The following is a 15,741-nucleotide window of genomic DNA, read 5'->3' on the forward strand; positions in this document are numbered from 1 at the left end:
GCCCCTTTACCTCTATTGTTTTGACTATCAGACTATAGCATAAGGAAATACGGTGCCGTAATTATACGATCGTATACGGTTTATGAATTGTAAACATTCCTTTACAGGAATATTCCCGATAAAGTATATTAAAAGCATGAATTCTACTTTTAGTGCTCTTGCTGAGCCAAATCGATTACACATAGTTGAACTTTTACGTAAGGGTCCCCTATCCGTTGGGGAAGTTGCCGATCAACTCGGCCTTAATCAACCGCAAACATCCAAACATCTCCGTGTGCTTTGTGATGCCGGACTTGTTGGAGTAAATGCGGTCGCTAATCGGCGAATCTACAAGCTGCGTTCTGAACCATTTAAGGAGTTGGATACGTGGATGGAGTCCTACCGTCATATCTGGGAGGAAAAATTCGATCGATTGGATGATTACTTGCAGGAGCTGCAAAGAAAGGGAGTGAATCATGACGACAAGCAGTAGTCCTGGGAACAGTATAAGTGTTAAGTAATAGGAGAATGTAATGTTGAAAGAAGATCAAGTTTCGAGCAGTAGCTTACATCCATAGCAGATCATGAGCTCATCATAACTCGCGTGTTGAATGCATTCCTGTGTACATAACGCCAAGGAGGAACCGATAATCGATGAGAAGAATTAACATATTTTACTGGGTTTTCACTGTATTGATGTTAGCGTTAATGGGTGTCGGTGGTATTCCGGATCTCTTGTCTGCTCCTGATGCAGTTGAACTATTTGCTCATTTGGGATATCCTGCTTATCTTCTGCCCTTCCTGGGTGTTGCCAAATTATTAGGGGTGGTAGCGATCCTTGTTCCTGGCTTTCCGAGGGTTAAGGAATGGGCTTATGCCGGTTTTGTAATCGATCTGACAGGTGCCATGTACTCAACAATAGCTGTCGGTGACCCTCCAGGCGGATTGGTGTTTTTCCTGATCGGTTACCTGGTCATTATTGGCTCCTATGTCCTATATCACAAAAGACTAAGGGCAGCTTCACGGAATCATGCCAAATAACGTTAACATATTGGTATTCCTTCTTTCCATACAAACACAAATCAGGAGGCATTAACATGTCCGAACAACAAGCAACAAACCCTGAATACGATTTGGTCATTACCCGTACCTTCAACGCACCGCGTGAGCTTGTATTCAAGGTATGGACCGATGCAGATCACCTGAAGCATTGGTGGGGACCCACTGGGTTTACGATCCATGTAGCTCAGGCGGATATCCGTCCAGGCGGCATATTTCATTACTGTATGAAGGCCGCTGATGGCCACGAAATGTGGGGTAAGTTTGTGTATCACGAAATCGTTTCCCCTGAAAGGATTGTGTTCGTCAATTCATTTTCTGATGAGGAAGGTAATATTGTCCGAGCGCCCTTTAGCCAAACCCAAACCTTTCCACTGGAAATTTATAATGTGTTCACGTTCACTGAGGAAGAAGGTACAACGACAATAACCTTGCGGGGAGGCCCAATTAACGCTACTGAGGAAGAAATCCAATTTTTCCATTCCATGCATGAATCTATGCAGCAAGGCTTTGCCGGAACCTTCGGCCAACTCGATGATTACCTTGCGACTCTATAAAGATATTTATTTAAACCTATTGCAAAACCATCCCCTCTTTTGAACACTTCTTATAACCATTAGACGCAAGGGTCATGGTATAAGTATAAAAGTTCAAAGAGGGGATATTGTTGTCACAGCTATCCAGAGCAAGATCCAAATACAAGCATTTTCTGAAAACTTATTTCCGATTTAACCACCTGCACCCGCTCCGCTGTCCGTTTCCAGCCCCTCTTCGGCTCTCTTAGACAGTACCTCTTTCTTTAAAAACCAGCAGAGAATAAAAGCGGCAATTGCAAATACAAGTGAGATCACGAACATATTTTGGAACGCATAACTGAATACCTGCTTAATATCGTGCAGCAAAGCTGCTGGCAAATCTGCGGGAAAGTTGCCCGTCTCAATATTAGCTGCCGCACCAGCAGGAAGCCGGCTGTCAAGTGCGGCGATTCCTTCTTTAATATGTTTGGACAGCAGGCTGCCAAAAATACTGAGACCGATGGTTGCGCCAAGCGATTGGAACAGCTGAACCGTGGATAATGCAATACCGCTGTCTTTGGAATCCACGGACTCCTGAACAATCAGGTTGTCTCCACCGAACAGTGCGCCGAGTCCGACGCCAAGTATAAAAAATGCACCGACGATGTAAAGCCAGGTTGTCGCGACGCCGATCTGCGTCAGCATCAGGAAACCAGCGATTGGCAGCAAAAATGAACCGATAAACAGGCTGCGGTACGCTACCCGCGTGATCAGAAACCCGTTCACAATGCTTGCCGGGATCGCGCCTGCCATAAATGCCAGCATCAAATAACCGGCTTCCGTTGGCGTCAGCCCCATTACATGCTGTGCAAAAAATGGAAATGTCGCCATGCCGCCCATAATTCCGAGCATCAGGATAAATACCAGCATGGATAACACGACGACATTACGGTTGCGGAATAGATGCAGCGGGATGATCGGCTCCTTGGCTTTGGCTTCGATCCATACCAACAGTGCGAACAGCAGCGCCGACAAGCTCAGCAGTCCAATAATGATCGGCGACGACCAGGCGTAGCCCTGATTATCGATCAGCACTGGTGTCAGAAGCAGTGAAAGCAGCGCCAATATGAGCGTGCACGCACCCGCCCAGTCGATATACCGCTTCTCGTCGCCAATCGATTCTTGCATGCCCTTGGCTACAAAAAGCGCTGCGAGCAGTCCGATTGGAATATTGATCAGAAATACCCAGTGCCAATCAATATTACCAACGATGTAACCACCCACAGTCGGTCCCAATAGCTGCGGAATAATCATCATTGGCCCGAACAGACTTTGGATCTTAGCCCGTTGTTCAAGTGGATAGGCCTCGCCGATAATGACCAGCGCGAGCGGCATCAAGCCGCCGGCCCCGATTCCTTGTATGCCTCGGCCGATCAGCAGTATCGTCATCGACGATGCCATGCCGCTGACAATCGAGCCTGCAATAAACAGACCGATACATATCAGATAAATGCGCCTACGACCGTACAAATCGGCCAGCTTGCCAAGGATCGGCATAAACATCGTCAGTGTCAGCATGTAGACACCTGCGACCCAGCCATACAGGGACAAGCCATGCAGTTCGCGGATGATCGTCGGCATCGCCGTGGAGACAATCGTCTCATCGAGCTCAGCAAAAATCAGCCCGATCAATAGTCCGATCAGGATTAAGGTTTTGTTGTTCGTTTTCGTTGTTTCGATAGGAATCACCTCATAAAATTTGAGCACCTGCCGTATGGCCGAGGCTTTATGCAAGAAGCATATCGTACTTGTTTAAACCGAATATAAACGGCACGCAGTTTCTAGCCTTTAACTACTTTCACATAACAGCGAATGGTTAGCAACGGTAACTTTGGTTATAGCGAATATTTCCACTGTCCACAGTCTTGCCAGCAAAGTCACTAAACATGCAAAAAGACCGCCATTTGGGCGGTCCGTGATTCGTCTCATTGTCGTGTATGCTATTCGGTCATAGGCTAGCTCTACAGTGCAGAGGAGTGGAGCTTGGGTACCGCAGCCAGCAAGCTGCGCGTGTACGGATGCTCCGCCTCGAGATGGAATCCGCTGCTTGCACGAGTTTCCACGATTTCCCCTTTGTACATGACGGCAATTCGGTGACTCACCTGCATGACCCTGGCCAGATCATGAGAAATGAATAAATATCCATACCCAAATTGCTGCTGCAAATCGAGCAGCAAGCGGACGATTTGTGCTCCTGTGGAAACATCAAGCGCAGAAATAATCTCGTCGCAGATCAGAATTTGCGGGTCAATCATTAACGCTCTGGCAATATTGACACGCTGACATTGCCCACGACTTAATTCCGTCGGGTAGCGGCTGAGGTAATCACTATTCAAGCCGACACGTTCAATCGCCTGTCTCGCTTTATGCCTACGATCCTGCAAGGTGCCGATGGCGAAGTGGTAGAGCGGCTCCGTCAAAATCCGTTCGATCGTCAGCCTTGGATTCAAGGCATCAATGGGGTCCTGAAATATAAGCTGGATGTTACGCCTAAGCTCTCTTGACTCCTCGAACGATATTTGTGTTATATCCTTATCGTTCCATGTCAGACTGCCTTCTGTTATCGGTTCAAGCATGGCCATGCAGCGAGCCAGTGTGCTTTTACCGCTTCCGCTTTCTCCAACCAGCCCGACTGTTTCCCCGGCACGCAGCTCAAGCGTAACTTTGTTAACCGCTTCGGTCACCGACGGAGGCCCGAACCAGCGGCGCTGTATATATTGTTTGTGTATATGCTTTGCAGCCAGCATTTGCATCCGCCACCTTCTGTATACGCCAGCCTCGCCAGCTTAATTAAATAGCCCCAACGACCTCAGTCTGCAGCATATGCTGATCGTAGGTCAGTACCTTTGCTGGAAGCGAGCGTCCCAATACGGGCACCATCTCCAGCAAATGACGCGTATAGGGATGGGTCGGATGATCTAACAGGCGGGAAGCCTCCCCGTACTCGACGACCTGGCCTTGGCGCATCACAACGATGCGATCCGCCAGTTCAGAGACAACACCCAAATCATGAGAGATGAACAGCATACCCATACCAAATTCCTGCTGTATGCCCTTTAGCAATCGTAAAATGCCTGCCTGTACAGTTACGTCGAGGGCAGTCGTCGGTTCATCAGCGATTAGGAGCTTGGGTCCATTGAGCAGCGCCATAGCGATCATCACCCGCTGCAGCATACCGCCACTTAGCTCGAAGGAGTAGCTTTTCATCTGCTTGACGGGATCAGGCAGGCCTACACGGTCAAGCAGATCAAGACAGCGGGAGATCTGGGTCCTTCGGTCGCCAGTTTTTAAGCATTCCAGCATTTGGGCACCAAGAGGAATCATAGGATGGAATGCACTCATCGGGTCCTGAAACACGATCGCAATCTCGGTCCCGCGTACTCGCTTCATTTCCTTCTTGGATATTTGCAGCAGATCCCGTTCCTGCAAACGAATACAGCCGGATTGAATACCAAGCGGTGCTTCCAGCAAACCCATAATCGATAATGCCAGTGTGCTCTTGCCGCAGCCGCTCTCACCGACTACCGCTACCGTTTCTCCATGGTCAATATGAAAGCTCACATCTTGTAACAGACATATGCCGTCTCCGCGCTTCGTAATGCCTGTATGAAGCCTGCTGATCTCAAATAGAGGTTGTCGTGTTGAGCTCACCGATTTCCCGCCTTTCCAGTTTCGATGTATCGGCATGCTTCCATCTTTGTTCGAGCTTGCTGCCGATGCTATTGACCATTAATATCGAGCAGGCCAGTGCCAATGTCGGAAATACGATTGTCCACCAGGCCTGTATAATATAAGGATGTCCATCCGCAATCATCGATCCCCATGTCGGTGTCGGCGGACTGATACCAATCCCGAGAAAGCTTAACGTAGAGATCACACCAATCGCCGTACGGAAGCAGATGGTGGATAGCAGCACGACGGTTGGCAGCAGATGAGGCAAAATATGGAGACGAACTATGCCCCACTTGCTGCTGCCGAGCATAAAGCCTGCCCGAATAAATCCCCTTCCCCGCAGCGCTTTCGTTTCGTCATGAATAAGCCAAAAAAATTGACCCCAGATGGAAAAGGCCATCGATAGAACCATTCCCAGCGGCCCGTTGCCAAATATCGTAATAATGAGCAGCGGCAGCATACGAACCGGAAATACGATTGAAATTTGCCCGACAAACAGTATAAGCGGTGTCAGCAAAGGCACCACGTTATATCCGGCCAGCATGCCGAGCAGCGTACCTGCCGTCATAGCCAGCAGTACCGCGAGCAGCGCCAGACCAAGTGTCAGATAGGTCGCATATATAAGCCGGCTGCTCACATCCCTGCCAAGGTGATCGGTACCGAGCCAAAAATCGGCCGAGGGCGGGTCCAGCTTTGGACCCTCGAACGGTGTGGTCGGATCATGTGCGAACCATTGCATATAGATGAGAGACAATACGATAAATACGACAGCTGCGGATAGCAGTATCATCCAGTAGCGGTTTGAAGTGTTCACTATTCTTTTCGCTCCCACACCTGATTTTGTTTAACCCTGGGGTCAATGAGCGGATGAAGCATATCCAGCAAAAATCGCGAGACTATAAACAAAAGCGTTGTAAAAACCAAGCATGCCTGTATAAGTGGGAGATCGTGACTGGCGATAGCTCCCACCGTCAAATTGCCGATGCCCGGATAAGAAAAAATCGTTTCTACAACGATCGTGCTGCTAAGCAGAACCCCCACCTGTATCGATACAAAGGAAAAGATGAGTGACAGAGCTGGACGCAGCAAATAGTGAACACTAAAGCGGAAGGTGCTTACGTTTTTAGCTCTCGCGGTTACAACAAATTTTTCTTTGGCTACCTCCTGCAGCTTGGAGCGGAACAACAGACCAATCTTGATGGCTTCTGCACCCGCAAGCAGCAGCACCGGCAGCACCAGCGATTGTATTCCCTGACTTCCCGAGGGAGGAAACCACTTTAGATGTACACTGAACAGCTCAATAGCCAGGATGCAGGGAACAAAACCCGGTATCGAGTGCAGCATCAGCAGTGCTTTATTCAATTGACTGTCCAGCTTAGTCGGTAAATAGAGGCCGAGAAAGCCGACACCGATCCCACCGACAATACCAATAGGCAGCACGAGAACGATTAGCTTCATCGTTGCCCATAAGTAAGGAAGAGCAATATCCAGCACGGGTTCACCGAGCTTATAGGAATTGCCGAATTGAAGCGTTATCGTCTTCAGGATATACAAGCCGAACCTTACCAGCGCCGGAGCATCCAGACCCAGCGTTTTGCGCAGCAAATCCTTCTCTGCCTCCGTGGCGTCATGGGGAAGCAGAGAATGAATGGGATCGCCCATCGCGCTGGACACAAAGAATAAAATACTGGATACCGTAAGCAAGATGGAAAGGCCGACAACAAGACGTTGTACGGCCGCTTTCATTCCCTGATGCATCCTATTTCACCTTGATTTGATGAATATCGATTCTGCCTGTTCCATCCGGCTTCCAGTCGATATTGCCAGACAATCCGTAAATATTAGGAGGGAACATCAGCCAGTTGACAGGGGAACCTTGTTTCGACTTATCGAGAATTTGCTTGGATAAGGCCAATCGTTTTTTCTCATCCGGTTCAGCGGCATAATCCTTGATCCATTGCTCGACCTGCGAATCCAGCTGGTAGCCGAATGTTTTGTAAAGTGATTTTTGGCTAAACGCCGCTACCAGAATCCGATACAGCTCCCGGTCAGGGTTATCGTAGCCCGAGAATAGCAGAATCGATCCGGCATTGCTTTGCTCGTAGCGTTTGGGATCCAGCATCGGTCCGATTTCTATCAAATTAATTTTCGTTTCAATTCCGATCTTTTTCAGCTGCGCCTGAAGCACCTGTGCGGTATCGATATCCCGCTGCGTGACATCCAGATTAACGGATATCGGCGTAGCAACACCAGACTCAGCCAGCAAAGACTTGGCTTTTTCCGGATTGTAGTCACTTAAAGGATACGCTTCTACGAAGCCGGAGCCTGCTTTAGTAACTGGAGCTACAGCGGGTGAAGCAAATTCGCCGTACATATTTTTGGCCAATGTTCCTTTGTCGATTCCATAATAAAGAGCTTCACGGACCTTGGCATTATCAAACGGAGCTTTAAAGAAATAGCTTTGCCAGGTTACACGGAATCCGGGCTCGGATACAATCTGATAGCCGGACTGCCCTTGAACACGTTTGATCGATGTAGATGAAAGATCAGAAGCGATATCTGCATTACCGCTCAGCAGCTCTGCCATACGTGTAGCTTCGTCCGTTACATTTTTGATAACGACGGACTTGAACGGCGGGCGTTTTCCCCAGTAATTCGGAGCTTCCTTCAGCGTAGCGACTTCCCCACGCTTCCAATCGCTTAATACATAGGGGCCTGTTCCTACCAGCTGTGTTTTGTATTCGTCACCGTTCGCAAGCTGTTTAGCCGATAAAATTGGCAGGTCAACCATAAAATTAATCAATGCATAGTTAGGCGAGGAAGTTATAATATCGACCGTGTACTCGTCAACAATGTTCGTTCCGGTCACACCATCGAGCAGTGTTTTAAATGTGCTCTTGGGAACCTCTGGGGACATCAGTTTATCGATAGTCGCCTTGACCGATTGAGCATTCAGGGTATCGCCATTATGGAACGTAATTCCCTTTTTAACCTTGATTCTCCAGTTGTTATCTTTGAACTCATAGCTTTCCGCAAGCGACGGAGCCAGTTTGCCATCCTGACCTCTGACCAGCAGCGTATCGAAAATCAAAGTCCGTGGAAGCGTAATATCTTTTTGATAAGGGTCAATGGTTGTAAAATCTCTGGTTTCATTCGTTTGCACAATAACGAGCTGATCCTTGGTCTTGTCTGTACTTACCGCCCCTTTATCACTTTGCTGAGGTACGGCTGTTGTAGCTGGTTGGGCCGCAGGCTGTTGCGTGCAAGCGGTCAATACCACGAGCAGCAAGGCCATGCAAGCCGTGGTCCAACGGTTTCTTTTATGTGAAAACACCATGATTGCTGATTCCCCCGATTATGTATGATTGGATTATGCCGGTCACAAGGACCGGCGACTGTTACTAGCGCTGGGCAATAACGAGATAACGTGGATGCTTGGGAATCTCGCCCCACAGCGCCGCTTCCATCAGTGGCTGGATGGCAACCTCGTTCAGACCTTTAGAGCGAAAAAACGAAGCAAGCTGTTCGCTCGGTTGACCGCCATAAAACGGAAGCCGGCTGCGAATCTGTGCGTATTCCTCCTTCACATCCTGATTCTCCCACTGCCCTTCCACCAAAGCGATACGTCCCTGTGGTTTAAGTAAACGTGTCCATTCCTCCACAGCGTCGGCAGGATGGGGCAGCGTCCAGATCAAGTGACGCGCAACGATCAGGTCATATGCACCTTCGGGCAGACCGGTATGCTCAGCATCTCCCGACAGGAAGGTGATTGGCAAACCAGCTTGATCCGCTTTTGCACGAGCGAGCTGCAGCATTTCCTCGGCAAAATCAAGACCTGTAACGTCATGTCCCATATTAGCGAGCAGTAAGGAAAGAAACCCTGTACCGCAGCCCAGATCGAGCACCTTTAACGGCTCGCTGCCAGCTAATTGGCTTAACACGGCTACCCATGCCTGATGCTGCTCCTCATTTAACAAACCGTGGCTCGCCCCCTGGTCGAATTCAGCGGCACGGCCGTTCCAATGCTTTTTCACCAGATTTTTTACTTCAATTTCGTTCAACTCGGATGCATGCATAAGTATCTCTCCTTCAAGATAATGATTATTATTCTCAATGTACAAGCAAAAAAATGGCTGCCGACCACGTCGACAGGCTATTCGTACCTCAGGATCGAACCATCCTTATAGATTTCCTGGAACAGCTCGTGTTCCCCCATAAATCGGGAAAGGACATTGCTTTCGTTCGCCAAAATCGTCAAATGGAAGCCTGATCGCATCATTTCCCGCATGATATGTATAATTTCCGGGCTTTCACTGTATGTACCCATTACCGTGCCTGAACTCTCAGGCTCCAGCTGACCTACCAGCATTTTACGGATATCGCTGATCAGCAGCAGCTGTGATACTCTATGGCGGTGAACCTCATCATGACGAAGCGGATGCGTCACGACTTGGATACCTTCCATCGAAAAATCGCCATACGCTAGTATTCGTACCTTCACTCCCTTGTCGGACAGCTTTTTCAAATCATCCTGCAGCAGAGCAGCGAGTGTCGCACCGCAGCGGATATATAGCTCGTACCGTGTGGAAGCGATCATCTCCTTGGCCTTGTGCAATATATGATCGTATCCCTTGATATACACGATCGTATCGTTGCTTGTTTGCCGATTGATCTCCTTCAATTCTTCGCGCACCTTCTGAAGATTGTGATTGAATTGGGATTCAAGACGATCCAGATAAGATTCCGGCTCAACCGCCATGTACAAAGCGGGTTCCGTCTGCTGCCACACAACTGCGCCTTTATCTGCAAGGTTGCCCAGGACCCGGTATACTTCAGCCCGCGATATGCCCGTGCTTTTGCTGATTTGATAACCGGTCGCCGAGGTTTCCTGCATCAATGCCACATACACCCGTGCTTCATTTTTGCTAAAACCAAAATGGCACAATAATTCGGTAACGGAATCCATCACAACACCTCACAGGTAGTATTATATCTAACTACTATGAGAATGAGAATCTTTATCATAGTCTATTTTTACCTATTTTTGCTTGTTTATCTGGATATTTCTGCTAGTAGCTTCATATCTCTCAGTTTATTGCTTATTTTCTGGCGATTGCGCATTTAATTAGCAGCCCTCCCTGTTTGATTGCCCCCTTCATGGAAGTAGGCACGGTATTCGGAAGGTGTATAGCCGATGAGTTTTTTAAAGGTTTGGCTGAAATATCTTTGATTGCTGTAGCCGACCGACAATGAGATGGACTGGATGGACATACGGCTATCCATTAACAGCTCTTTGGCTTTATCTATGCGGATTGTCGATATGTATTCGAGAAAATTGGTACCCGTCACTTCCTTAAACAAAATGCTTAAATAACAGGGATTAATATGCATAATTTTGGCGACAATCTCCAGCGTGATACGGTTATGATAATTGTGTTGAATGTAGTTAATGGCACTGCTGATATGTTCTCTTTTGAATTTATCCGGTTTATTTACCAACAGCTTCATTACAAATTCGAACAGCTCTATCATAGAGGTTCGTATGTGATCGAGTGAAGTGCACAGATACACATGCTCGATCCATTCCAGGCTGTCTTCGATGACAACAACTGTATGCGGCTCCGTTTCGATCTGTTGCTTCAATACCTCTTCGGCAATCCGTACCAGTGAAACCAATAAGGTTTGAAAGCCTTTAAACGATGGAGGATTTCTATGAATGTCTTGGAAAATCGTTTCCAGCATACACTTCAACGATTCTAAACTGTGATTTTTAATTTCATATTTAATCATTTCTTCCAGCTCGGGCGTTAGCTTGAATGTATGGAAGCTGCTCAAGATATCATCATATCGAATCAGGCGCTGATGGGTAAATATACGATGCTTCATTGCGTTATGCGATTCAAGAATAGCTAGACGAACGTCTGTCTGGGCTGTGCTTGCACCGATGGAAACGTCTATCCCGAAGCCATTATGTAGACTAACACAAATCCGCTTGGCATAATCATCAATCGTGCTGTCCCGTAAATCAGGATCTATGCTGGCAGGAAATGAGAACAGGAAATAATATTCATAAGTATTGCGTTTAAAGCAAAACACGTCTTGTCCATCTTGATCATAAAATAATCCGTATAGCCTATGCGTCAAGGAGTCGTTCTCATCATCGGAGGCAGAGCCCGGAAATATGTAGTTTTGATCATCATATAAAAGCACGCATAAACTGATCAAATGGCTTTCCCCCAGAACATGGGAACGTAAAAATCGTTCATAAGGGAACTGCATTTTTTTCATATCAATCAACGCATTGATTTCCATTTCCAATTGACTTTTGGCAACGACATGATGATTGAATTTTTCTTCGCGTATAAGACCGACTGTGGATTGTAGGACTTGATAAAATTCATCATCAGCGATCGGCTTCACAATATATTCCGTGACTCCAATTTGAATCGCTTTTTTGGCGTATTCGAACTCGTTATGTCCGCTGACTATAATAATTTGGGTCTGGGGCAGCTGATCTCTAATAACCTGGGCCATCATCGAACCGTCCACCTCTCCTATGCGAATGTCACACAGTAAAATATCAGGCTTTAAACGCAAAACGATCTCCTGACCTTGCTCTGCGTTCGATGCTTCCCCGATGATTTCCAGTCCCAAATTATATTTAATCAGCTTCTTTTTGATACCCTCCCGAAACCATTTTTCGTCATCTACAATGACAACACTGTACATGGTATTGCCTCATCTCCTCTCATCTGAGTCCGTAGGGCTTCCGTACGAGTCATATCCTGAACAAGATTAAGCTGCATAAGAGGACGAAATAAACGCGGTAAGCGAACATTCGGGGACATGTTGGAGGTGATTGAGGGGTGGAGCTTATCTGGACCGGCAGGTACTTTGCAGTTGCTTGTATACTACCTGCCAGCCCAATAAGCTTACTAAATGTTGATTCCAGCTTCAATAAGACAATTTCAAGTTCTCGTCAGAAAATATTACAATCTACTGTACCACCTGTATAAAGCGCTGTGATCCTCCGTACCCAACCCCAATTGATCCAGTTTCTTGAACATATCAAGAATATGATGGGTAAAGCTCAGGTTGGCACCGATCTCCTTCTCGACAGCTATCGCATTGTTGAGGTCTTTTTCGTGCAATTGGACTCTGAAGCCCGGTTTAAAGCTTTCTTTGCTTATATTTTCAATTTTGGTCTCCAGAACTCGGCTTCCTGCCAGTCCGCCACGAATCGCTTCATAGGCGATGGCCGGATCGATTCCTGCTTTTTTGCCAAAAGCAAGTGCTTCAGAAACCCCCGCTATGTTGATAGCTACCATAATCTGATTGATCAGCTTGACCGTGTTGCCAGCACCGATATCGCCGACCCGGGTAACCGTTGTACCCATCTTTTCCAACACTGGCTTTACTTGATCGAACATGATCTGGGGTCCTCCAACCATAATCGCCAGCTTGCCCTCAATCGCTCCAAGTTGGCCGCCGCTAACCGGCGCATCCAGCATCGAAACGCCCACCGCATCCAATTTCGCAGCCATTTGCTTCACCGCTATCGGATTTATCGAGCTCATATCCACCACAATTTTCCCGCTGCTGATACCAGCTATAACTCCGTTATCCCCAAAAATGACTTGCTCGACCTGCGGTGAATCGGGCAGCATGGTGATGATCATATCGGATGCTTCTGCTACCTCGCGAGGACTGCTTTTAGAGGTAGCACCCAGCGCTTTCAGTTCATCTACGGCCTGAGAGCTGCGATTATACACGTAGAGGGGATAGCCCGCTTTCAACAAATTTGTGGCCATCGGCTTTCCCATAATCCCTAGCCCAATAAATCCAATGTTCACTTGAGTTACCTCGCACATTCATTTTTTGTAGAACTATTTATCCCAAATGTAAAGTAATAAGCTGTTTGCTTGGGTCGTCTAACGAAGATACGGTCAACCTCGGCTCCTCATCGTTCGTATTTTCCAGCAGGGTAACTTGAATCTGCCTTTTGACGCCTGGTATTAAGCTGAAATAATTATCGCTGAACAGCCATTTCTTATTCCCTTCAATTTCAATCATCTTGGAGACAGATGAAGCTTCAATCTCGAGAGTCCAGCTCTCTGGATCCACCTTGATAATTGTAGCCATGATAGGCTTTGCTGCAATCTCAAATTCCGAATAAGGGCAGAAATACAAGGTATCCTCGGATACAATTTCACCGTCAACAACAAGCTGCGCCTGCAATATTTCCTTGGTTCTATCTACGATGTTATCGTAATAGGCTTCGATATCCAGCATACGGCCTGTGAAGTCCGAGGCTATAGAAACCGGCTGGGTAAATTGTTTAATTACCGTTCCATCGGTATCCAGATGCAGTACCCTTAATTCCCCTTCGATGGTGTCATTCGTCAGGTTCGATGCGACTACCTTGATATCGTCAATATCACGATAGATGCCAACGACTACATCCGCATAAAGCCTTTTCATTGTGTAGTAGCTCATCAACGGATAACCCTTGTAATCGACGCAGCCGAAACCAAACAGCGGACCGCCTTTATTCAGGGACCAGTATAAAATACCGCTGCAAGAGCTGCTCCGCAAACGCAGCACGGAAAAGGCATTATAATCCGCACGCGCATGTTCAATTTCCAAAGAGTGCAAGTAGTCCTTCAAAGTATTGACACTAAAATAATTACTGTGGGGGAACCTGTTCATCAACGTGAGACCTGTAACCTCATTCCACTTTTTGTGCCAGCCTATATAGTTGTATTCCTCTACATCAAGCCCCATGGATTCCTTAAGAGTTTCCGGTCTGGAATAGCTTTCCAGGTTCCAGCAGGACTCCGTTACAAACTGCGGATCCTTGAAGGCATTGTAGAAATTCCCCCAGCAGTGCATATCACCTTCAATGGGTGATTGAGCCCATTTCCCGCCATGCGGTGAATTATTCACATAAGGTATCTCGGGACAATAGGCAGCAGCCACTTCAGGCAGCAATTCTTTAATGAGCTTTTCCCCATAAAATTGATCCATATGCACCTTCCAGTTCCACTCATCCCAGCCCTCCTGCTGCTCATTGCCTCCACACAGGATTGTCAGACTTGCACGGTCCCGAATCTGTTTAAGAATTTCAATGGACTCTTGAGTAAATTCCTCAACGAATTCAGAGTCGTAATCGGGGTAAACATTGCTATGGAGAAAGAAATCCTGCCAGATCATAATGCCTGATTCATCGCAGGTGTCATAAAATTGCTGCTGCTCCATCGCCCCTCCGCCCCAGATTCGAATCATGTTTGTATATCCATTTTTGATGATTTTGAACAGTCTGTCATACACATCCCATGTATCATGAACCTTTATATAATCGACCGGAATCAGATTGGAGCCTCTCGCATGTACCTTTCTGCCGTTCACTTTGATAAAAAATGTTTTTCTGCCATTATCACGCTTTTGGATCAATTCCACCTGCTTCAAGCCCACACGCTTCTCGATCGAATGAAGCAAGGTATCCCCCTCATAAATATGAAGGGTCAGATTGTATAAATGAGGATTGCCATAGCCATGAGGCCACCACAGCTTAGGCTGAGAGATGCTCAGTGGCAATTGAATGCTGCTTTCCTTCGTTGCCATAGCTTGAACCGCTGCCGGATTGCTCACGTCCGTTTCCCAAATAATCGCTTCCACTCTCAGTTCAACGTCTTCGTGCCTGCCTCTGTTGATATCTATAGCAACCGAAACGTTTGCTTGCTCAGCAGACAAGCTTTGAATCGCAAAGTGGCTGCCTTCCATATAAGCCCCGGGGTAAACCAAAATCTGAACAGGCTTATAGATCCCGATTCCAAGCACGCCCGTACCCAGATTCAACAAGCTGGAGCCCGCGTAAAAATTCCGTTGATACCGCCGAATCAGTGATTTGCCCAATAAACCGCTGGCTTCACCCTCGCGTCCCATTCTTTTGGCTTCCTCCACTTTGGGCTCGATCATGCGATAATGATTTTTAACGTGCACAATCAGGACATTATCGCCAGCTTGCAAGTATTCGTTGTTAATTTCAAACTCATAAGCCCTGTATGCATTAGCCGTGGCTCCAATAAAATTCCCATTTAACCATATATCCGCATAGGTATCGATACCGGCGAATTGGAGTACGGTCCTGGAAGAGGCAGTACTGGCTTTATCCACAGAAAATTCGTTATGGTAAATCCAGTCCGTTTGTGCTACCCACGCCGCTTCATGGGCTGCTGCTGAGCTTTCAAACGGGTTGGTCAGTTTACCTACTTTCATCAGGTCATAATGTACGGCCCCGGGTACACTGGCTTCTATCCATTCCAGGTCCGTCAGGTCTGGACATTTATCCTGACTGCTCTCATTTTTCGGATATGAGGCTACTTTCCATTCACCACTAAGCTCTACTGATTGCTGCTTGGTCATTGCGTATGATCTCCCTTCGATTACGAATCTG

Annotated in this window: 14 protein-coding genes; 3 read left to right on the plus strand and 11 right to left on the minus strand. The window is 47.2% G+C overall.

Going from position 1 to position 15,741, the window contains the following annotated elements; translation table 11 throughout:
• The first annotated feature begins 136 nt into the window (after nucleotides 1-136).
• From NST47_RS21510 to NST47_RS21520, 3 genes are all read left to right on the plus strand, one after another.
• Complete coding sequence (locus NST47_RS21510) at nucleotides 137-472, plus strand: ArsR/SmtB family transcription factor (RefSeq protein ID WP_341159722.1); 336 nt, start codon at nucleotides 137-139, stop codon at nucleotides 470-472.
• A gap of 161 nt (nucleotides 473-633) precedes the next feature.
• The gene (locus tag NST47_RS21515) at nucleotides 634-1,020 is read left to right on the plus strand and encodes a DoxX family protein (RefSeq protein ID WP_341156964.1); all 387 of its coding nucleotides are present in this window, start codon (nucleotides 634-636) and stop codon (nucleotides 1,018-1,020) included.
• Nucleotides 1,021-1,076: 56 nt separating this feature from the next.
• Complete coding sequence (locus NST47_RS21520; protein ID WP_341156965.1) at nucleotides 1,077-1,595, plus strand: SRPBCC family protein; 519 nt, start codon at nucleotides 1,077-1,079, stop codon at nucleotides 1,593-1,595.
• A 171-nt stretch (nucleotides 1,596-1,766) separates the two neighbouring features.
• Here NST47_RS21520 and NST47_RS21525 read toward each other — a convergent pair whose 3' ends face one another.
• The 11 genes from NST47_RS21525 to NST47_RS21575 all read right to left on the minus strand — a co-directional run bounded on the left by NST47_RS21525 (nucleotide 1,767) and on the right by NST47_RS21575 (nucleotide 15,710).
• Nucleotides 1,767-3,302 carry an MDR family MFS transporter gene (locus NST47_RS21525; RefSeq protein WP_341156966.1) on the minus strand — a complete coding sequence of 512 codons (1,536 nt, stop codon included), beginning with the start codon at nucleotides 3,300-3,302 and terminating at the stop codon, nucleotides 1,767-1,769.
• Nucleotides 3,303-3,574: 272 nt separating this feature from the next.
• Nucleotides 3,575-4,360, minus strand: coding sequence for an ATP-binding cassette domain-containing protein (locus NST47_RS21530; protein WP_341156967.1), 786 nt, complete (start codon nucleotides 4,358-4,360; stop codon nucleotides 3,575-3,577).
• Nucleotides 4,361-4,403: 43 nt separating this feature from the next.
• The gene (locus tag NST47_RS21535; RefSeq protein ID WP_341156968.1) at nucleotides 4,404-5,264 is read right to left on the minus strand and encodes an ABC transporter ATP-binding protein; all 861 of its coding nucleotides are present in this window, start codon (nucleotides 5,262-5,264) and stop codon (nucleotides 4,404-4,406) included.
• Nucleotides 5,236-6,099, minus strand: a complete 864-nt coding sequence (locus tag NST47_RS21540; protein ID WP_341156969.1) for an ABC transporter permease — start codon at nucleotides 6,097-6,099, stop codon at nucleotides 5,236-5,238. The genes NST47_RS21535 and NST47_RS21540 overlap by 29 nt, the downstream gene beginning before the upstream one ends.
• Entirely contained in the window at nucleotides 6,099-7,031 is a 933-nt protein-coding gene (locus NST47_RS21545) for an ABC transporter permease (RefSeq protein ID WP_341156970.1), read from the minus strand. Before NST47_RS21545 ends, NST47_RS21540 begins: the two co-directional genes overlap by 1 nt.
• A 13-nt stretch (nucleotides 7,032-7,044) precedes the next feature.
• Nucleotides 7,045-8,622, minus strand: coding sequence for an ABC transporter substrate-binding protein (locus NST47_RS21550; protein WP_341156971.1), 1,578 nt, complete (start codon nucleotides 8,620-8,622; stop codon nucleotides 7,045-7,047).
• A 64-nt stretch (nucleotides 8,623-8,686) separates the two neighbouring features.
• The gene (locus NST47_RS21555; RefSeq protein ID WP_341156972.1) at nucleotides 8,687-9,361 is read right to left on the minus strand and encodes a class I SAM-dependent methyltransferase; all 675 of its coding nucleotides are present in this window, start codon (nucleotides 9,359-9,361) and stop codon (nucleotides 8,687-8,689) included.
• A 77-nt stretch (nucleotides 9,362-9,438) separates the two neighbouring features.
• Nucleotides 9,439-10,251 carry a TrmB family transcriptional regulator gene (locus NST47_RS21560; protein ID WP_341156973.1) on the minus strand — a complete coding sequence of 271 codons (813 nt, stop codon included), beginning with the start codon at nucleotides 10,249-10,251 and terminating at the stop codon, nucleotides 9,439-9,441.
• Nucleotides 10,252-10,406: 155 nt separating this feature from the next.
• Nucleotides 10,407-12,014, minus strand: coding sequence for a response regulator transcription factor (locus NST47_RS21565; RefSeq protein ID WP_341156974.1), 1,608 nt, complete (start codon nucleotides 12,012-12,014; stop codon nucleotides 10,407-10,409).
• Between the two features lie 260 nt (nucleotides 12,015-12,274).
• Nucleotides 12,275-13,138 (minus strand): 2-hydroxy-3-oxopropionate reductase, encoded by an 864-nt coding sequence (locus NST47_RS21570; RefSeq protein WP_341156975.1) that lies wholly within the window; start codon nucleotides 13,136-13,138, stop codon nucleotides 12,275-12,277.
• 37 nt (nucleotides 13,139-13,175) lie between these two features.
• Nucleotides 13,176-15,710, minus strand: a complete 2,535-nt coding sequence (locus NST47_RS21575) for a beta-mannosidase (RefSeq protein ID WP_341156976.1) — start codon at nucleotides 15,708-15,710, stop codon at nucleotides 13,176-13,178.
• Between the last annotated feature and the right edge of the window lie 31 nt (nucleotides 15,711-15,741).

It is taken from the genome of Paenibacillus sp. FSL H8-0034 (assembly GCF_038000305.1).
Taxonomy (GTDB): domain Bacteria; phylum Bacillota; class Bacilli; order Paenibacillales; family NBRC-103111; genus Paenibacillus_S.